At 69.0% G+C, this 18,595-nt stretch carries 19 protein-coding genes; 8 read left to right on the top strand and 11 right to left on the bottom strand.

From position 1 onward, the window contains the following. Positions 1 to 20: 20 nt before the first annotated feature. Together OHA18_RS14125 and OHA18_RS14130 are read right to left on the bottom strand one after the other, a co-directional pair. Positions 21 to 1,451, bottom strand: coding sequence for a pre-peptidase C-terminal domain-containing protein (locus tag OHA18_RS14125; protein WP_329004520.1), 1,431 nt, complete (start codon positions 1,449 to 1,451; stop codon positions 21 to 23). Between the two features lie 101 nt (positions 1,452 to 1,552). Further along, on the bottom strand, positions 1,553 to 2,998 hold the full coding sequence (locus OHA18_RS14130; RefSeq protein WP_329004521.1) for a zinc-dependent metalloprotease family protein: 1,446 nt from the start codon (positions 2,996 to 2,998) through the stop codon (positions 1,553 to 1,555). Between the two features lie 138 nt (positions 2,999 to 3,136). Here OHA18_RS14130 and OHA18_RS14135 point away from each other — a divergent pair, with 138 nt between their 5' ends. Further along, positions 3,137 to 3,583, top strand: coding sequence for a YciI family protein (locus OHA18_RS14135; protein ID WP_329004522.1), 447 nt, complete (start codon positions 3,137 to 3,139; stop codon positions 3,581 to 3,583). Here OHA18_RS14135 and OHA18_RS14140 read toward each other — a convergent pair. The 3 genes from OHA18_RS14140 to OHA18_RS14150 are packed head-to-tail and all read right to left on the bottom strand — an operon-like array spanning position 3,565 to position 5,945. After that, positions 3,565 to 4,671, bottom strand: a complete 1,107-nt coding sequence (locus OHA18_RS14140) for a zinc-dependent alcohol dehydrogenase family protein (RefSeq protein WP_329004523.1) — start codon at positions 4,669 to 4,671, stop codon at positions 3,565 to 3,567. The two genes, OHA18_RS14135 and OHA18_RS14140, sit on opposite strands and share 19 nt — an antisense overlap. Then, on the bottom strand, positions 4,668 to 5,084 hold the full coding sequence (locus tag OHA18_RS14145; protein ID WP_329004524.1) for an acyl-CoA thioesterase: 417 nt from the start codon (positions 5,082 to 5,084) through the stop codon (positions 4,668 to 4,670). The genes OHA18_RS14140 and OHA18_RS14145 overlap by 4 nt, the downstream gene beginning before the upstream one ends. Before the next feature lie 15 nt (positions 5,085 to 5,099). Then, positions 5,100 to 5,945, bottom strand: a complete 846-nt coding sequence (locus OHA18_RS14150) for an SAM-dependent methyltransferase (protein ID WP_329004525.1) — start codon at positions 5,943 to 5,945, stop codon at positions 5,100 to 5,102. Positions 5,946 to 6,152: 207 nt separating this feature from the next. On the opposite strand from OHA18_RS14150, the gene OHA18_RS14155 reads away from it, so the two are divergent. Beyond that, on the top strand, positions 6,153 to 6,626 hold the full coding sequence (locus OHA18_RS14155; protein ID WP_329004526.1) for a DUF4188 domain-containing protein: 474 nt from the start codon (positions 6,153 to 6,155) through the stop codon (positions 6,624 to 6,626). Between the two features lie 26 nt (positions 6,627 to 6,652). After that, entirely contained in the window at positions 6,653 to 8,002 is a 1,350-nt protein-coding gene (locus OHA18_RS14160; protein ID WP_329004527.1) for an MFS transporter, read from the top strand. Here OHA18_RS14160 and OHA18_RS14165 read toward each other — a convergent pair. From OHA18_RS14165 to OHA18_RS14180, 4 genes are read right to left on the bottom strand one after another with little or no spacing between them, the layout of a single operon-like run. Continuing rightward, positions 7,904 to 9,196, bottom strand: a complete 1,293-nt coding sequence (locus OHA18_RS14165; protein ID WP_442914386.1) for an ABC transporter permease — start codon at positions 9,194 to 9,196, stop codon at positions 7,904 to 7,906. The two genes, OHA18_RS14160 and OHA18_RS14165, sit on opposite strands and share 99 nt — an antisense overlap. Beyond that, on the bottom strand, positions 9,190 to 9,882 hold the full coding sequence (locus OHA18_RS14170; RefSeq protein ID WP_329004529.1) for an ABC transporter ATP-binding protein: 693 nt from the start codon (positions 9,880 to 9,882) through the stop codon (positions 9,190 to 9,192). The genes OHA18_RS14165 and OHA18_RS14170 overlap by 7 nt, the downstream gene beginning before the upstream one ends. Beyond that, positions 9,879 to 11,171: a peptidoglycan-binding protein gene (locus OHA18_RS14175; RefSeq protein ID WP_329004530.1), complete on the bottom strand. Its 1,293-nt coding sequence runs from the start codon at positions 11,169 to 11,171 to the stop codon at positions 9,879 to 9,881. The genes OHA18_RS14170 and OHA18_RS14175 overlap by 4 nt, the downstream gene beginning before the upstream one ends. Beyond that, on the bottom strand, positions 11,168 to 12,235 hold the full coding sequence (locus OHA18_RS14180) for a hypothetical protein (protein ID WP_329004531.1): 1,068 nt from the start codon (positions 12,233 to 12,235) through the stop codon (positions 11,168 to 11,170). Before OHA18_RS14180 ends, OHA18_RS14175 begins: the two co-directional genes overlap by 4 nt. Positions 12,236 to 12,512: 277 nt before the next feature. On the opposite strand from OHA18_RS14180, the gene OHA18_RS14185 reads away from it, so the two are divergent. From OHA18_RS14185 to OHA18_RS14205, 5 genes are read left to right on the top strand one after another with little or no spacing between them, the layout of a single operon-like run. Continuing rightward, entirely contained in the window at positions 12,513 to 13,208 is a 696-nt protein-coding gene (locus tag OHA18_RS14185; RefSeq protein WP_329004532.1) for a response regulator transcription factor, read from the top strand. Further along, positions 13,198 to 15,078 carry a sensor histidine kinase gene (locus tag OHA18_RS14190; RefSeq protein WP_329004533.1) on the top strand — a complete coding sequence of 627 codons (1,881 nt, stop codon included), beginning with the start codon at positions 13,198 to 13,200 and terminating at the stop codon, positions 15,076 to 15,078. The genes OHA18_RS14185 and OHA18_RS14190 overlap by 11 nt, the downstream gene beginning before the upstream one ends. Further along, positions 15,075 to 15,779 carry a hypothetical protein gene (locus OHA18_RS14195; RefSeq protein ID WP_329004534.1) on the top strand — a complete coding sequence of 235 codons (705 nt, stop codon included), beginning with the start codon at positions 15,075 to 15,077 and terminating at the stop codon, positions 15,777 to 15,779. The genes OHA18_RS14190 and OHA18_RS14195 overlap by 4 nt, the downstream gene beginning before the upstream one ends. Before the next feature lie 34 nt (positions 15,780 to 15,813). Next, positions 15,814 to 16,215 (top strand): MmcQ/YjbR family DNA-binding protein, encoded by a 402-nt coding sequence (locus OHA18_RS14200; RefSeq protein WP_329004535.1) that lies wholly within the window; start codon positions 15,814 to 15,816, stop codon positions 16,213 to 16,215. A gap of 21 nt (positions 16,216 to 16,236) precedes the next feature. Further along, positions 16,237 to 16,878 carry a hypothetical protein gene (locus tag OHA18_RS14205; protein ID WP_329004536.1) on the top strand — a complete coding sequence of 214 codons (642 nt, stop codon included), beginning with the start codon at positions 16,237 to 16,239 and terminating at the stop codon, positions 16,876 to 16,878. 24 nt (positions 16,879 to 16,902) lie between these two features. Here the strand turns inward: OHA18_RS14205 and OHA18_RS14210 are convergent, their stop codons facing one another. Together OHA18_RS14210 and OHA18_RS14215 are read right to left on the bottom strand one after the other, a co-directional pair. Further along, the gene (locus tag OHA18_RS14210; RefSeq protein ID WP_329004537.1) at positions 16,903 to 17,850 is read right to left on the bottom strand and encodes an LLM class F420-dependent oxidoreductase; all 948 of its coding nucleotides are present in this window, start codon (positions 17,848 to 17,850) and stop codon (positions 16,903 to 16,905) included. Continuing rightward, entirely contained in the window at positions 17,850 to 18,593 is a 744-nt protein-coding gene (locus tag OHA18_RS14215) for an SDR family oxidoreductase (protein ID WP_329004538.1), read from the bottom strand. The genes OHA18_RS14210 and OHA18_RS14215 overlap by 1 nt, the downstream gene beginning before the upstream one ends. Positions 18,594 to 18,595: the final 2 nt, after the last annotated feature.

The following is an 18,595-nucleotide window of genomic DNA, read 5'->3' on the forward strand; positions in this document are numbered from 1 at the left end:
AGGCCGACCAGCCCCAGGGATCAGGAGGGCGAAACGCTCAGGGTGTAGGCGCCACGGCTGCCGTACGTCGAGTAGCCGGTGTTCAGCGGGTCGCCGTAGCCGACGTTGTCGATCCGCAGATAGTAGATACCCGGCTGGAGGGTGCCGCTAACACTGGCACCCAGACCGGTCGGCGTGCCGGCGTCGCTCTGACCGGAGGCCGGGTCGTTCGACGCGACGACCGCGCCGGAGCCGTCCAGCAGATCCAGCTTGATGTCGAGGTTGCCACCGGTCGGAGCCGGGCTCGCCGTCGCGGTGTAGTTGCCAGCGGCACTCACGTCGACGCGGTACACGTCGGTGTCGTCCTCCGCCGCGATGATCCCGGACACCGGCGTACCCACCGTCAGCGCTGTGGCGTCGGCAGTCGTGTCGCCGGCCTCGTCGGCGCGCAGAGCCAGACCGTGCGTTCCGACAACGGCGTAGTCGTCTTCCGTGTTGTTCGCGTCGGCGTACTCGCCTTTGCTCCACTGGCTGATGCCGCGGTAGTACCCGACGCCCATGATCGGGGCCCACGCGCCGTGACCCTGGTAGTACCCGACCGTCGAGGTGCCGTCGTGCGAGAGCCCGACGTTGTGCCCGGCCTCGTGCGACGCGGCCTCGGCGAGGTTCTTCGCGCCGGTGCCGACACCCTTCGTGAACACCAACGCCGGCTGGTAGTAGTCGTGCTGGCTCGTGCTGTCGTACACGCCGACATACGCGACACCGCCGCAACCGCAGCCCGACTGGTACCAGGTGTCCGGATCGATCAGTACCCGCGTGCCGTACTGCTCGTCCGACGCACCGGAGCGGTCGATGGCGGACTGCGGCGGCTCCTGCGTCGTCACGTCCACATCGAAGGTCGAGTAGTCCTCGGCGACCCGGGCCCACACCTCGTGGACCACATCCTGCTCGGCGCTGCTGTAGCTCGCCGGATCACCGTCGGTGTCGTACGCCGAGACGTTCACCGGGTCGATGCCCTTCGACGCGTTCCACGCCGTGCCGGTGATGGTGTGGCCGTCGAAGTCCAGGTAGAGCACCCGGTTCGAGCCCGGCTTGCTGTGCAGCTCGAACGCCGGACCGGTCGCGCCCTCGACGGCGGTACGCGCCCAGCGGGGTGACGCCTCGGGAGCCCTCTGCGCGCTGGTCAGACCCGGCTCGCGGAAGAACAGTTTGCTGTCGGCATCGAGCCACGCGGTCTTGTCGGTGGCAAGGATCTGCCGCAGCTGGTCCGCGGGCAGCCGGTTGTGGTCGGCAACCTCGGCGAGTCTCGACTGGATCTTGCCGAGAGCGGCGCCACCCGCCAACGGCTGCGACAACAGCTGGTCGACGGGTGTCTGCTGCGCATCGGCCTGGGTGCCGGCAGCGACCGCCAGACCTCCAAGAACGACAGCACCGGCGCACGCGAGTGCACCGGTACGGCGGAATTTAGTCACTCGGAATCCTCCTCACAGGATTCCCCCCGGTTTGGGCGGTTCCCCCCAAGAACCTGGGGCCGTCGATCTCGGTGGGATCGACGGCCCCAGGTGGCTCGATATCAGCTCGCGGTGACGCGAACCGTGTACGCGCCGCGACTGCCGTACGTCGAGTAGCCCGTGTTCAGCGGGCTGCCGTAGCCGGTGTTCTCGATCCGCAGGTAGTAGCGCCCCGCGGCGACCTGGCGACTGAGGCTCGCGCTCAGGCCGGTCGGCGTGGCCGCGCTGGACTGCCCGGCTGCTGGGTCGACGGTCGTGACGACCGCGCCGGACGAGTTGAGCAGCTGGAGCTTGATGTCCAGGTCTGCACCGGAAGCGGCTGCGTTGGCCGCGAAGGTGAAGGTGCCGGCCGCGAGATCGATCCGGAAGGTGTCCACATCCGAGTCGTTCGCGTAGATGCCCTTCACGCTGGTCCCGAGCGTCAGAGCAGTGGCATCCGACGTACCGTTGCCGTGGTCGTCGGCCCGTAGCGCCAGCCCGTTCTGGCCGATCACCGCGAAGTCGTCTTCCTTGTTGTTCGCGCCGGTGTACTCGCCCTTGCTCCACTGGCTGATCGCCTTGGAGTAGCCGACACCCATGATCGGCGCCCAGGCGCCGTGACCCGCGTAGTACCCGACGGACGCCGTGCCGTCGTGCGAGAGCCCGACGTTATGGCCGGCCTCGTGCGACGCGGCCTCCGCGATGTTCTTCGCACCGGTGCCGACGCCCTTCGTGAACACCAACGCCGGCTGGTAGTACGAGTGCTGGCTGGTGTTGTCGTACACGCCGACGTACGCGACGCCGCCGCATCCGCAGCCGGACTGGTACCAGGTGGTCGGGTCGATCAGCACCCGCGTGCCGTACTGCTGATCAGAGGCGCCGGTCCGGTCGATCGCCGCAGCGGTCGGCTGCTGTGTGGTCACGTCCACGTCGAACGGCGCGTAGTCCTCGGCGACCCGGGCCCAGACGTCACGGACGACATCCTGCTCGGCGGTGCTCCAGCTGTTCGGGTTCCCGTCGGTGTCGTACGGCGTGACGTTGACCGTGGCCGGCTTGCCGCCGGTGTTCCAGGCTGTACCGGTGATCGTCTGGCCGTCGAAGTCCAGGTAGATGACCCGGTTCGAGCCCGCCTGGCTGTGCAACTCGAAGGCGGGACCGGTCGCGGCGGCGACTGCCGCGCGGGCCCAGCGTGGGGACGGCGCGGCCGCGGACTTCCGCTCTGCCGCGGTGGCGACGGGCTCGCGGTAGAACAGCTTGCCGCCGCGGTCCAGCCAGGCGGTCTTGTCGGTCGCGAGAATCTGCCGCAGGTGATCGGTGGACAGCCTGTTCTGGGAGGCGACCTCGGTGAGTCGGGACTGGACGCGGCCGAGCGCGGACTTGCCCTGCAGGTCCTGGCCGAGCAACTGGTCGATGGGGAGCGGAGCGGGCTGCTTGGCGTCGGCCTGATTGCTGACGACGACGGCCAAGGCTCCGAAGACAACTGCACCGGCGACGGCGAGGGCACCGATCCGGCGGGGGCGGGTGTGCATGCTTGGGGTCCTCCTCAAGGACTCCGGGGCGGCCTCACATCTCGTGCGTGGGCACGCACTGTGCGTAGCCTGCCCGAAGGTCCCCACCCCTGTATAGATTCGTCTCGGTATTTAACGCCGACTTGGGAGGGGTCTCCGATGCGCTACATGATGATCTTCAAGGCCAGCGAGGAGTCCGAGGCAGGAGGGCTGCCGAGCGAGGAGAGCCTGACCGCGATGGGCTTGGTGATGGCCGAGATGGCGGACAAGGGCGTCCTGCTGGCGGGCGACGGTCTGCTGTCGAGCTCGAAGGGGTTCCGGCTCGCGTTCGACGACGACAAGCAGCGTCGGGTGATCGACGGCCCGTTCGCCGAGACCAAGGAACTGATCGCAGGGTTCTGCCTGATCGAGGTCGCGTCCCGCGAGGAAGCGATCGAGTGGGGCTGGCGCTGCGTGGCGGCGGACGGCCGCACCGACGGCCAGCTGGAGATCCGGAAGGTCGCGAGCGCCGAGGACTTCGGCGACAACTTCACCCCCGAGGCGCGGGCCCGCGAGGAGGCGGCGTTCCTGAAGGCCGCCGAGAACCTTCAGAAGAGCAACACCTGACGGATCGACGTACCCGCGGCCAGGTCGTCGAAGGCCTGGTTGAGGTCGTCGAGCCCGACGGTCGCGGTCAGCAGCCGGTCGACCGGGAGTCGGCCGGCTCGGTACAGGGCGACGTACCGCGGGATGTCGCGGGACGGCACCGACGAGCCGAGGTACGAGCCCTTCACCGTGCGCTCCTCCGCGACCAGGCTGACCGCGGGCACGCTGAACGACTGCGACGGATGCGGGAGCCCGACCGTGACCGTGGTCCCGCCGCGGCGCGTCGCGGCGTACGCCTGCTCGAGCACCTTCGCGCTGCCGACGGTCTCGAACGCGTAGTCCGCCCCGCCCGCGGTCGCCGCCCGCACCTGCTCCACCGCGTCGGCGTCGCGAGCGTCGACGACGGCAGTTGCGCCGAGGTCGAGCGCCAACGAGAGCTTGGACGGTACGACGTCCACCGCGACGATCGGATGTGCTCCGACGAGGACAGCGCCGAGCAATGCGGACAGGCCGACGCCGCCCAGTCCGAAGACGACCGCACTGCGGCCGGCGCGGACCTGCGCTGTGTTCACCACTGCACCTACGCCGGTCATGACCGCGCAGCCGAAGAGTGCGGCGATCTCGGGTGGGAGCGACGGATCGATCTTCACTGCCGACTGCGCGGAGATCACGGCATGATCCGCAAACCCGGAAACGCCCAGATGGTGATGCAGGTCGGCGAGGCGGCGAGTGCCGTTGAGCAGTGTGCCGGCTGTGTTGGCAAGCGCGCCGGGCTCGCACAGCGCGGCGTGGCCCTCGGCGCACGGGGCGCAGGTGCCGCAGGACGGTACGAAGGCGCACACCACCGCGTCGCCCGGCGCGAAGCCGGGAGCCTCGGACGCCACTACCTCACCGGTGGCCTCGTGGCCGAGCAGCATCGGCATGACCCGTGGGCGCGAGCCGTCGATCACCGAGAGGTCCGAATGGCACAGGCCGGCCGCACGGATCCGGACCAGCAGCTCTCCCGGTCCGGGCGGCGCCAGCTCGACCTCCTCCACGCGCAGCGGCAGCGAGTCGGCGTACGGCGCCGGCAAACCCATCTCCCGCAGTACGGCGCCGCGCACGATCATCCCGTGATCCCTTCGAGTGCCTCCCGGATGCGGTCCGGGACCGGCACCGGGCGGCGATCCTCCCGAGTGACGAAGACGTGCACGAACCGCCCGGTCGCGGCCGGCTCGTCCGATCCCTCGCGGAACAGGGCGATCTCGTACCGCACGCTGGAGTTGCCCAGCTGACCGCACCGCAACCCGGCATCCACGACGCCGGGGAACTCGAGCGATTGCTTGAACGTGCACTGCGAATCCACGCACAGCCCGATCACGTCACCGCCGTGAATGTCGAGGCCACCCGAGCGGATCAGGAAGTCGTTGATCACGGTGTCGAAGAAGCTGTAGTACTCGACGTTGTTGACGTGCCCGTAGACGTCGTTGTCCTTCCACCGCAGCGTGATCGCGAGGTGGTGCGGATACGCGCTGCGGTCCATCCGGACAGCTTAGGACTAGGACTTGCGGCCCACGCCGACCCACAGGCTGCACATGATGTCGGTGAACTCGCCCTTGTCGACCAGGCGCTGGGTCTCCTCGTCCGGGAACCAGCGGAACGGCGACACGACGCCGGGCTCGACCAGCTCGGTGCCCTCGAAGAACTGGGTGACCTCTTCCTTCGAGCGGACCTGCGCGTCGCCACCGTCGGCCTTGTAGACCACCATCGCCCGCTCCCACAGCTCCGGCGCGAAGTCCGGGGTGCAGTGCGAGAAGATCAGCAGCGATCCGGGCGCCAGCGGCTCGACGAGCTGGCGGACCAGGTCGTACGGCTTGAGGGCGTCGGGCAGGTAGTGGAAGACGCCGACGATGCTGAGCGCGACCGGCTTGTCGAAGTCGATCAGCTCCTTGACCTCTTCCGACTTCAGGATCGCCTGCGGGTCGGTGACATCGCCCTCGAGGTAGGCGGTCCTGCCTTCGGGCTTGCTCACCAGCAGCGCGCGGGAGTGCGCGAGCACGATCGGGTCGTTGTCGGCGTACACCACGTGCGCCGCCGGGGTGATCTGCTGGACCACCTCGTGCAGGTTCGGGCTGGTGGGGATACCGGTACCGACGTCGAGGAACTGGGTGATGCCCTGCTCGGCGGCGTACTTCGCCGCGCGGTGCATCCACATCCGGTTCGACAGGGCGGCGGTGCGGAAGCCGGGGAACGCCTGGAGCAGGTGCTCGGCGGCCTGCCGGTCGATCGCGAAGTTGTCCTTACCACCCAGGAAGTAGTCGTACACCCGCGCGCCGTGCGGCCGGTCGAGCTTCAGCTGCTCGTACATCCGGGGGTCGACGTCTGCATCCTGCGATTCAGTCATGAAAATCCCATCCGCGCTGCGGCTCAGAACTGAAGAGCCATCGTAACCGGTACACAACGGACTGTGACACCGGCAGGACGACACTATCGCTTAAGGGTTTCCTTGCCAGCAGCTCCGGCGCGTCCCCGGACGGGCTTTACACAGGATTGAATTCCGGTCCGCGGTTTCGCCGTGGTGGACTGTCTCATCGACGTGAGGGGACACGACATGGGTGACGTGATCGCGGGGCGGCAGACGGCGGCGTACGACGGTGAGGTGGTCGTGTTCCTGATCGGGATGCGGGTCAACTCGGTGTTGAAGGTGCGCGAGTGGATGCCGGTGGCGAAGGCGATGGGGCCGATGCTGCGGGAGTTGTCGAAGGACAAGGACAGCGGGCTGCTCGGGTTCCGGACGCTGCCGACGTGGCGCGGCGTCACATTGATCCAGTACTGGGAGTCGGTGGAGAAGCTCCAGGCGTTCGCGAGCGACACCGGCCGGACGCACCGGCCCGCGTGGGTCGAGTACTTCCGCAACTCGTTCAAGGGCGGTGCGGTCGGCATCTGGCACGAGACGTACGTCGTACCCGCCGGCCACACCGAAACCATCTACGGCAACATGCCTCTCCTCGGCCTGGGCCGCGTCAAGGGCGTCGAGCCGGTCGGCAAACGCGGCGACTCCGCAGCTGAGCGCTTGAACCACTAGACATATCCGCCGGTTACAGTGCAGGCGTGCGGTTCATCCGGGATTTGTGGACGTTGTTGCAGCGTCGCGATTTCCGGCGGCTGTTCGCGGTGCGACTGACTTCGCAGTTCGGGGACGGCGTGTTCCAGGTGGCGCTGGCGTCGTACGTCCTGTTCTCGCCGGAGCGGGCGCCGGACGCGGCCGCGATCGCGGGGCTGTTCGCGGTCGCCCTGCTGCCGTACTCGATCCTCGGCCCGTTCACCGGCGTACTCCTGGACCGCTGGTCACGCCGCCAGATCCTGTTCGCCGCGAACCTGACCCGCGCCGTGCTCGTCATCGGCGTCGGTGCGATCGTCGCGGCCGACAACGCCGGCCCGCTGTTCTACGTCGCCGTACTGCTCACCCTCGGCGTCAACCGCTTCCTCCTGTCCGGGTTGTCGGCCGGCCTCCCGCACGTGGTCGAGCGCGACGAGCTGGTGATGGCCAACGCGGTCACGCCGACGAGCGGTACGGCGTTCTTCCTGATCGGCGGCGGTGTCGGCGCCGGGGTGAAGCTGATCGTCGACTCGGATCTGACCGTGCTCGGGCTGACGGTGGTCATCTACACGGCCGCCGCGCTGCTCGCCCTCCGGCTGCGGCGCGACCAGCTCGGCCCGGACCTGAACGGCGACGAGCCCGGCATCGGCGAAGCGCTCCGGACCATCGCCGCCGGCCTGATCGACGGCGGCCGGCACCTCAAGGCACGACCGCAGGCCGCGCTGGGCCTGGCCGCGATCGGCTCGCTCCGGTTCTTCTTCGGCCTGCTGACGGTCGTCATGATCCTGCTGTACCGCAACTACTTCTACGGACCCGGCCAGCTCGATCAAGCGTTCGGCGCACTGGCGATCGCGACCGGCGCCGTAGGAGCCGGGCTGTTCGTCGCCGCACTGGTCACGCCGTGGGGCACTCGCGTGATGGCGTTGCGGCAGTGGATCACGTGGCTGTTCGTGGCCGCGGCGGTGGTGTGCGCCGTACCGATCGGGTTCTACACCAAGCCCGCGCTGGTGGTCGGCGGGTTCCTCACCGGGTTCTGCGCGCAGGGCATCAAGATCAGCGTCGACACCCTCGTGCAGACGGGTGTCGACGACGTGTACCGCGGTCGGGTGTTCTCGCTGTACGACATGATCTTCAACGTCGGGCAGGTCTCCGCGGCCGCACTCGGCGCGGCGATCCTGCCCGACAACGGGAAGTCCTACCCGGTGCTCGCCCTGATCGTGGTCGGCTTCGCCGTCACCGCTGTCGTGTACGGGCGGCTCAGCTCACGTGCCGCGCAGCGCGGTGATCGGCTGGATGGCGGAGGCCTTCCAGGCGGGGTACGTGCCGGCGACCAGACCGATGAACGCACCCAGCAGGGGTGAACCGAACGCCAGCCGGTTGTCGAGGATCGGGGTCCAGTCGCGGATCCAGGACACGCTCACGGTGAGGATCACGCCGACCGCCGTACCGAGCAGTCCGCCGAGGAACCCGACGATCACGCTCTCGACCAGGAACTGAACGGCGATGTGTCTTCGCGCCGCGCCCAAGGCTCTTCGCAGGCCGATCTCCGAGATCCGTTCCAGCACCGACAGCAGCGTGACGTTCGCGATGCCGAGACCGCCGACCAGGAGTGCGACCGCTCCGAGCAGCAGGAACAGTGCGTTCAGGTCGGACTCGACACCCTTGCGTACGGCGCCCTGCTTCGGCGGAGCGTCGACGCGGAGGGTGCTCGGGTTGTTCGGCTCGATCGCGATCGGGGCCTGCTCGGCGATCAGTTGCGCCGCGCCGACCGCCGTACGGATCTCGACGGCGTCCGGGGACTCCAGGTCGTAGGCGTGGCGGGCCGCGCCGTTCGGCATGATCACGGCGTCGTTGAGTTCGGCCCGGCCGCTGACGGACTCGAGGATGCCGATCACGGTGTACGGCTCGTCGCCGATGAAGACCGCGGGCTGCGAGTCGACCCGGTTGATGCCGAGCCGCTCGGCCGCATGCTTGCCGAGGACAACCACTTTGTCGGCGCGCTGGTCGTGGCCGGCGTCGAAGAACCGGCCGGTCTCGAGCGTCGCGCGGACGGCGTCCCAGAGGCCGGCTGATCCGGCCATCACCTGCAGGGCCTTGCCGGCGCCGTTGTCCAGGCCGGTGACGTTCTGGACCAGGTCGTCGCCGATCTCCAGGTTGCTGACGGTGCCGACGGCTTCGACACCGTTCAGCCGCTTGATCCGGTCGGGCGCGTCCCACGGGAGCTGCGTCGCGGCTTCACCTTCCTGTCCGCCTTTGTCGTCCGGCTGCACGACCACACGAGTAGCCGCCGCCAGGTCGAACCGCTGCGTGATCTGCCCGGCGGCCGTCTGGCCCAGCCCGACAGTCCCCACCAGGGCGGCGACTCCGAGCACTGTTCCCAGAGTCGTCAGGATCAGCCGAGTAGGACGAGCGGCGACGCCGGCCAAGGCCTCGTCCAGCAGGTCCCGAACGGCGGGACGAGATCTCAGTCGGCGACGCCGCGATCGTGCCGACCCGGGGCCGGGTTGGGTGGACGGCCCGCCGGCGGGATCCGGGGGGCCTGCTTGGGTTACCACTGGAGGGTTCCGTCGACGATGCGGACCTGGCGCTGGGCGCGGCGGCTGACGTGGGCGTCGTGGGTGATGACAGCCAGCGTCATGCCCTCGGAATGCAGTTCGTCGAACACTTGCAGGATCGCCTCCGCGTTGGCACTGTCCAGGTTTCCGGTCGGTTCGTCCGCGAGCAGCAGGCTCGGCTCCGCGACCAGGGCCCGCGCGATCGCGACTCGCTGCCGCTCACCACCGGAGAGCGTGGTCGGCGCGAACTCCATCCGGTGCGCCAGCCCCACCCGCTCCAAAGCGACCCTGGCGCGGGCGAGCCGCTCCCGGCGCGGCACCCCGACGTACACCATCGACAGCGCCACGTTCTCCAGCACGGTCCGGTGGTCGAGCAGATGGAACGACTGGAACACGAACCCGATCCGCTCCCCCCGCAGTACGGCGCGACGCCGCTCCCGCAGGCTCATCGTGTCCACGCCGTCGAGCCGATAGACCCCACCCGTCGGGTTGTCCAGCAGCCCGAGCAGATGCAGCAACGTCGACTTCCCCGACCCCGACGGCCCGACGATCGACAGGTACTCCCCCGGCCCGATGGTCAGATCGACCCCGTTGATCGCCCGTACTTCGGGCGGCCCCTCGAAGAACCGCCGTACGCCGATCATCTCCACCACCGGCGCCGGCAGGGCAACCGCAGTCGCGCTCACTTGCCCACCACCACCTGATCGCCGTCGGACAGCTTCGCGTCGCCCTTCGGCGTGACCTGCGCGAACCCGTCCGCGGACAGCCCGACCGTGACCGGGACCAGTTCCACCTGACCGTTCCGCAGTACTTCGACCCGCGAGCCGCCGTCCGACCCGGACGACAACGCCGCCAGCGGTACGGCGAGAACCTTGCCGCTCGTGCTCTTCACCGGGATCGTCACCCGCACGTTCGCGTCCCGCAGCAGCGCCAACTGGCTCGCGGTCACCGCGTTCGGCGCGACCACGACGTCGTACGTGCTGCCGTTCTTCGCGACCCGGCGGACCTTCGCCGCGATCGCCGTTCCGTCGAGGTCGAGCGACGCGACCATGCCGGCCTTCAACCGCTGCGCCGTCTCGGCGTCGACCTTCAACGTGACGACCAGCGACGAACCGCTGGCCGACATCACCACGCCGTTCACCGTCCCGCCGCGCTCGACCTTCACGTCGTCGACCCGGCGCGGCAGGGTCTTCACGTAGACCACCTCGGACACCGGCAGCGGCGTACCGGCCTTGAACTCGGCCTCGCTCCGCGCGTCCTGGGCGTCGGCGAGGTTTGCCTCGGCGTCGTCGACGGCGCCCTGCTGCACCGACGTGTCCTTCGCCTTCGCGTCCTTGGCCGCCTTGAGCTGGGCCTGCGCCTGCCGGAGCTGCTTCTTCGCGGCGTCCACCTGCTTCCTCGTGGCGTCGACTTCCTGGGTCAGCTGCTTGTCGGCCTCAGGTGCGTCGTACCCGGCCTCGTCGTACAGCCGCTCCACGGCGGCCGACGTGTCGAGGTCGTACTCGTCGTCGACCGTCCCCGGGTCCAGCCCGAGCCGGTCCAGGGTCTGTTCCAGCTGCAGCACGTCGGGTCCCTTGCTCCCCGGCGACAAGGACCGGTACATCGGCAGTACGCCGGCCAGCCCGATCACCGGCCGCCCGGTGATCTCCAGCAGCGCCTTGCCCTCGGTGATCGTCGAACCGACGGCAGGCACCTTCCCGGTCACGATCGGCGGTGTGGTGAGTCCACTGGTCTCGACCCGGACGTTCACCGCGCCGTCGAACGAGGCGTCGCCCCGGCCGACGACCTTGCTGGACAGCGCCTTCTTCGCCACCGGCACGGTGATCTGGGACGCCTTCGGCGGCGCGGTCTTCGCGGCCGCGTCCTCCGGCGAGCTGATCCGGCTGCCCGCGGCCACGCCGACGCCGAGCGAGACCACGGCGATCCCGGCCACGCTGACGAGGACCCGGCGCCGGGACTTGGGCGAAGCGGTCACCGGTTCGCCATCTCGTCGCGGTACGCCTCGAGCTCGGCCTTGTGCTGGTCGACGAACTCCTTCTCGGCGTCGTACTGCACCTTCTTGTACGCGTCGTCGTACCCGTTGGCCTTGCACTTCTGGTCCGCCACCGCGAGGTCGATCTCGAACTTGCGCAGCTCGGACAGCTTGGCCGAGTCGACCTTGTCGAACGACGGCGGCCCGGTGATCGTCTTGGCCGGTCCACTGCCCTTGGCCGGCGGCTTGTTGCCGGTCAGGGCGTCCAGCTTCTGCTGGACCTGGGTGCGCGGATCGTCGACCTTCTTGAAACCGGTGTGCCCGGCGTCGGCCAGGCAGTCGGACCAGGCGCTGGTCGCGTCCACGACCCGCTGGTCGGTCTCGATCCGCTTCTGCAACGCCTGGATGTCCTTGAACAGGCTGTCGAACTTCTTGAAGTCCGCGGCCCGGTCCTCGCCCTTGCCGTAGACCTGCTCGACCGCTTTGCCCCGGCAGCCCAGGTCCTGCTGGCCGGTGTTCGACGGGCCACCGCCGCTGCCCTGGATCACGACCGCTCCGCTCCCGTTCGCGTTCGGTCCGTTGAGCGCCTTGTCGTACGCCTTCTGCGCCGAGGGTGACAAGGCGGCGCGGATCTTCGTGTTCGGGTTGGTGTCGTCGTCGCCGGCCTTGGACCAGTCGATCGTGCTGATGCCGTACCCGTACTGCTCGGCGAACTTGTCCGGCGGCAGATTGAACGCGTCGGTGAACTTGCTCTTCGCGTTCTGCTCCGGCGGTACGGCGACGTAGTCGAAGCCGGCCGTCTTCATGCAGGCCGCGGTGGCGTCCTCGACCTTGCGCTGCTTGGCCAGCTCCTCCTCGCTCGGCTGCTGCGCCCCACCGGCCCGGATCGCGACCTTGAACCCGCCGCCACCCGACGAACTCGTGAACCCGTCACCCATGTACGCCGCGAGCGGGCTCTTGTCGCTGTTCTGGTCGCCGGACGCGACCGGCGCCTTGTCGTTCCCGCAGCCGGCCACCGCGAGCACGGCCAGGATGGCGAGGGCGGATGCAGTTCGTGAGGTCTTCATGGCAGTGGAGCGTGCCGCCGGGACGGTGAAGAACCTGTGAAGGACCGGTTTGCACCCGATGCTCTCAGCCGATCTTCATCGGATTCTCATCAAGCTCGGGGACATTGAGGTAGTGCCCCGAGCCGGGTGCTGGTCGAGTGCTGGAGGTGTCCAGGTGAGTGCATCGCAAGGCGGAAGAGCTGACTCGATGTTGTCTTATCGTGTCTGCTCTTCCAACGCAGCGAGGCGCTCACCTGGGCGCCTCCAGTGCCGACCAGCACCCGGCTCGGGGCACTAAATGCCAGCGCGGATCCTGGTCGCCGAAGACGACCTGAAGCAGGCGGAGCTGATCCGGCGGTACCTCGAACGGGAGGGGCACCTCACCGTCGTCGTGCACGACGGGCGGGCCGCGATCGACGAGGCCCGCCGGCGCAGCCCGGACCTGCTGGTGCTCGACGTGATGATGCCGAAGGTCGACGGTCTGGATGTCTGCCGGGTACTGCGTGCCGACGGGCAGGTGCCGATCATCATGCTGACCGCCCGCTCGACCGACGACGATCTGCTGCTCGGGCTCGACCTGGGGGCCGACGACTACCTGACCAAGCCGTACAACCCGCGCGAACTCGTGGCCCGGGTGCGGACCGTGCTGCGGCGGACCCGCGTGCGCGCCGAGGGCGAGGTGTACCGCGTCGGCGAACTGGAGATCGACCCGGGCCGGCATGAGGTCCGGCTGGCCGGGCAGTTGATCGAGCTGACGCCGGCGGAGTTCAAGATCCTCGCCTGCCTGGCCGCGTCGCCGGGGCGGGCGTTCTCCCGGCAGCAGTTGCTCGAGCACGCGTTCGGGTTCGACCACTACGTGTTCGACCGCACCGTCGACGTCCACGTGATGAATCTGCGCAAGAAGATCGAGCCGTCCACCGTTCCGGCGTACCTGAAGACGGTGTACGGCGTGGGGTACAAGCTGGCCGACAAGGTGGTCAGCCATGCGTCGTAGCGTGCTCGTCCGGTTCCTCGCGCTGTCGCTCGCGGTCGCACTCGGCGCGGTGATCGCGACCGCGCTGATCGCGACGTACAGCACGTCGGAGAAGCTGCAGGGCGAGATCGACGCGAACACCGGCCAGCTGCAGGTCGACGGCGAGATCTACAGCGAGCTGTCGAGGTACGCCGCGGACCATCCGACCTGGTCGGGTGTGGACAAGCTGGTGCACGAGCTGGCCGACAAGCTCGGTCGCCGGGTCGCGGTGACCACCGACGACGGCTCGGTGATCGCGGACTCGGCCCGGATGCTCGGCGCGGCCCCCGAGCTCCCATCGGTGCCGGCGGCAACCATTGACGTGCGGAACGCCGGTGTCTCGAAGCTGTCCGCGATCTCGAGCGCGGCCGTCTACTCCGAGCGCAAGACCGTCGCCGCCGGGGCGGCGGGCGGCTTCGTGGCAACGGCGGCGGTCGCCCCGCCGTTCGTGGCCTATCCCGATTGGGGCATGACCGACCAGGAGCAGCGGCAACGCGAACAACTGGCCAAGGTGGCCGTCGACTGCTGGGCCAAGCAGGGCAAGTCCGCGAGCGTTGCGAAAGCGGGCAACGTCCCGCAGGTGATGATCGAGTCGTCGCAGTCGGTCGCCGGGGTCCGCGTGATGGAGAAGGCGGGCACCGCGGCGAAGGACGACGCGTGCACACCGCCCGGGTTGTATGCGCCGAGCGCCAAAGCCAAGGTGGTGAACGACGACGAGATCCGCCGGGCGACCGCCTGCCTCGATGCCGCGGGCATCAACTACCAGGTCAATGACTTCGGGGGGCTGAAGTCGGTCGAGCCCAAGGACGAGGGCGACGTCACCGACAAGTTCGTCGACTGCGCCACGCAGGCGCGCGTGCAGGCGTTGACGCCGTACGTCGCTCCGCCGGCGAAGCTGTACCTCGGAGCGGAGAGCACGTTCAACGTGTTCTCCGGCGAAGGCCTGCTGCGGACCGCGGCGACCGCGCTCGGCGTACTGCTGATCGCGGCGCTGGTGATGCTGTTCGCGGGTCGCCGGCTGGTGCGGCCGATCGTGGCGCTGACCGGCGCGGCGCAGCGGATGCGGAACGGCGACCATGCGGCGCGCGTACCGGTGAGCGGGAAGGACGAGGTCGCGCGGCTCGGCCATGCGTTCAACGACATGGCCGAATCCATCCAGCGGCACGACTTCCAGCGGAAGGCGATGGTCAGCGACGTGGCGCACGAACTGCGTACGCCGCTCGCCAACATCAAGGGGTATCTGGTCGCGTCCGAGGACGGCGTGGTGCCGCTGGACAGCGAGCTCGTCACGTCGTTGCTGGAAGAGACAGACCTACTCGAGCACCTGGTCGCGGACCTCCAGGACCTCGCGCTGGCCGACGCCGGCATGCTCCGCCTGCACCCCGCTCCCCGCGACCTCACCGAACTCGCCCAACAAATCGTCGCGGCCCACCGCCCCGCCGCCGACAGTGCCGACGTCACCCTCAGCGCTACTGGCCCAGGGCCCTCACCAGCGGTCGTCGACAGCGCCCGCATTCGTCAGGCATTGGGCAACCTGGTCTCGAACGCCATCCGGTACACACCACCAGGCGGCAGTGTCGTCGTCGGCGTACGACCTGTGAACAACGGCTACAACCTGACCGTCACCGACAGCGGCACCGGGATCGCGGACGAGCACCTGCCTCATCTGTTCGACCGTTTCTACCGTGCCGAACACTCCCGCAGCCGCACCACCGGCGGCAGCGGCCTCGGCCTCGCGATCACCAAGCACCTGGCCGAGGCACACGGCGGCAAGATCACAGTCACCAGCCGCCTGGGATCCGGGTCCACCTTCACGATCTGGCTCCCTGCTACTGCAACACTGTCCGGGTGACACAGCCCCCGTACTCGCAAGGCCCTCAGAACAACGGCTGGCAGCAACAGCCCCCACCCGGACCGACGTACAGCGGCCCCGGCGGACCGGGTGGCCCGGGCGGACCGACGTACGGCGGGCCTGGTGGGCCAGGCGGACCCGCGTGGGACGGGCGGGGGTACGCACCTGGTTTCGGGCCGCGTCGGAAGCGTCCGCGGACGATGTTGTACGTCGTGATCGCGGCCGCCGGCATCATCGTGTTCCTTGGGGTGTTCGCGCTGCTCCTCCCGGGCCTGATGGGTGGTGATGACGACCAGGGCAGTGGCCCGACCGCGCCGTCCCCCGCGGCAGCCCGGCCGACCGGCTCGCCGCAGGCGACCGCGCAACCGTCGGAGACGCCCGGCGGACCGCGCCTCGCCGAAGCCACGACGCTCGCCACCAGGTTCATCGCCTACCTCAACGCGAACGACCAGAAGCACGCGACCGCACTCGGCTGCGCGGACAGCAAGAACCTGCTGGCCGGCCAGCTCATCGTCACGATCGACCCGCCGACCAAGTTGGCGGTCAGCGGACCCGCCGCCTCGGTGAGCAGCTACTACCCGCGGATCTCGGTCCCGTTCTCCGGCACCACGAAGGGCGGCGCGCCGCTGGCCGGTACGGTCGACATCATGGATCAGCCGACCCGTCCGCTCTGCGTTCGCCTGACCTCGCTCGCGCACTGATCGGCCGCTTCGCATGGCGCCGAGGAAGGCCCGCGTGACCGACGTCCACGAGATCGCGTCGGGCCTGCCGCACGTCACGAAGTGGGAGCGCGACGACGGCACCGATCGCCCGGTCTACCAGGTCGGCGGGAAGTCGTTCGTGTTCTTCCGTACGCCGCGGCCGGACGCGGTCGATCCGGTCAGCGGCGAGAAGTACGACGACGTGATCATGATCTGGGTCGAGTCCGAGGACGAGAAGCTCGCACTGGTCGCGGACGAGTCGAACCCGTTCTTCACCACACCCCACTTCGACGGCCACCCGTCGGTCCTGATCCGCGGCAGCCACCTCGGCGAGGTCTCGAAGCAGGAGCTGGCCGAGATCATCCAGGACGCCTGGCTCTCGCGAGCGTCCAACCGCCGGGCAACGACCTGGCTCAAAGAGCACCGACTGAGCTGATCCCGCTGCCACACTATGCGTGTGAGCTCACCGCCGCCCGGGCCGAACTACAGCTGGCAGCCGCAGCCGGGCAACTACAACTCCGCCCCCAGCTACGGCCAGCCGCCCAAGAAGAGCCGAGCCGGCCTGATCATCGCGCTGATCGTGATCCTCATCCTCGTGGCCCTCGGAGCGGTCGGCGTACTCGTGCAGCGCCTCGTCTCCAACCACCAGGACACCAAGTCCAACCCCGGCCCAGGCACCTCGGCCGTACCCCCACCGGCGACGACGACCACCCGCCCCACCGCACCCAAGACCACGGCCCCGAAGCCCACGCCGTCCCCGAAGCCCAACGCCCCGGCGAAGACCACGCCGGCAACGACAGCTGCGGACCTGGGTCAACGATTCGTAGCCCAACTCAACGCCAACAACTCCAAGGGCGCAGCCGCCTTCGCCTGCGACGGCTCAGAACAACTCATCCCCCTCCTGATGCGCGCCCTGGTCGGCCCCCCAACCAAACTCACCACTGGCGCCCCCTTGGGTCAGGCCCCAACCTTCGTAATCCCCCTGTCAGGCACCTCCAAGGGCGCCACCGTCACCGGCAACCTCATCATCAACGAACTCCCCCCAGACCCCATCTGCGTCCGAGCCTTCACCATCACCACCAAATCAACCACCGGCTGAACCTGGGTTCGGTTTGCGGATGTTTTAGCCGGGGGCCAGGGCGCGGGCGGTTTCGAGGAGGTTGGTGCCGGTGGGGAGGGTGGCGATGATGGGGGTGTCGAGGCCGTTGTCGAGGTAGCGGTTGATGTGGGTGCGGCATTGGTCGGGGGTGCCGTGGACTATCAGCGCGTCCAGGATCTCGACGGGTACGGCGGCCATTGCGGCGTTGCGGTCGCCGGCGGCCCAGGCGTCGCGCATCGGTTTCATCGCGGTACCGCGGCCGAGCCAGTCGTGGAAGGCGGCGTACCCGGGGACCGTCAAGTACGTCGCGATCAGGAAGCGGCCGATGTTCCGGGCCATCTCGGCGTCCTCGGTCACGCAGACGAAGATCCGCGCGGCCAGCTCCTTGTCCGGGCCGAGCTCCGCGCGGACCTGTCGTACGTCGTCGGCGGACAGCCAGTTCGTGATCGCGCCGTCGGCCTCCCGCGCCGCCAGCCGCAGCATCTGCGGGCGGAGCGCGGCGAGCATGATCGCCGGCGGTACGTCGGGTGCCTTCTCCAACCGGAAGCGGTTGATCGTGAAGCTGTCGAACTCCCCGTCCACCCGCTCCCCGGCGAACGCCTGCCGCAGGAACCGCAGTACGTCGCGGGTCCGCGCCAGCGGCGGGTCGTACGCGATCCCGTTCCACCCGGTCACGATGGTCTCCGACGACGCCCCGATCCCGAGCACGAACCGCCCCGGCGCGAGGTCCGCCAGCGCCGCCGCGCTCATCGCGAGCGCAGCCGGCCCGCGAGTGTGCACCGGTACGACGGCCGTCCCCAACCGCAGCTGAGCGTCCCACTCGGACGCGAGCACCAGCGGCGTGAACGCATCCGCTCCGGCCACCTCCGCCGACCACAGATCGGTGTAGCCCAGCTCGAACAGCTCGGAGATCAGCGAACGGTGGTCCCGCAGCGGCACCCCGGTCAGCGGAACGGTCAGACCCCAGCGCATCACAGCATCCTCTTCAGTACGGCGAGCGGCGCGAACCGCATCACCTGAGCCAGCGGCGCCCACGGCCACGACGGCACGTACGCCTTCGACTTCTCCGATTCGATCGCGGCGACGATCGCCCGCACACCGGGCTCGGTGTCGACGATCAGCGGTGTGTTCGACACATGCTCGTTCATCTCGGACCGGATGTACCCGGGGTAGATCGTGCTGACCTGGATCGGCTTACCGAGCAGCTCCATCCGCAGCCCTTCGGCGAGCGAGGCGATCCCCGCCTTCGTCGCGGCGTACGTCGTGACTGTCTTCGGCAGCCCGCGGAGCCCGGAGATCGACGAGATGAAGACGAGATGGCCGGCGTTCCGGGCGCGGAACAGGTCGAGGGCCGCCTCCGCCTGGGCGAGCGCACCGACGAAGTTGGTCAGCGCGGTGTCGCGGTTCGCGTCGAAGCGCCCGGTGCCGAGCGGCGCGCCCTTGCCGAGACCGGCGTTCACCACGATCCGGTCCAGCGGCAGCTCGGCGTCGATCTTGCGGAACACCTCGAACACCTGGTCGTGATCAGTCACATCCAGGCTGTGGATAACTACCTGAACCTGTGGATAATGTTCGGCCAGTTCAGCCTGCAGCGCCTCGAGCCGCTCGGTCCGGCGTGCGGTCAGCGCCAGGTTGTGGCCCTTCGCGGCGAACTGCCGGGCCATCTCCGCACCGAGCCCGGCGCTGGCGCCCGTGATCAGGATGTTGCGTCGCATCG

Source organism: Kribbella sp. NBC_00709 (assembly GCF_036226565.1).
In the GTDB taxonomy this organism is placed as follows: domain Bacteria; phylum Actinomycetota; class Actinomycetes; order Propionibacteriales; family Kribbellaceae; genus Kribbella.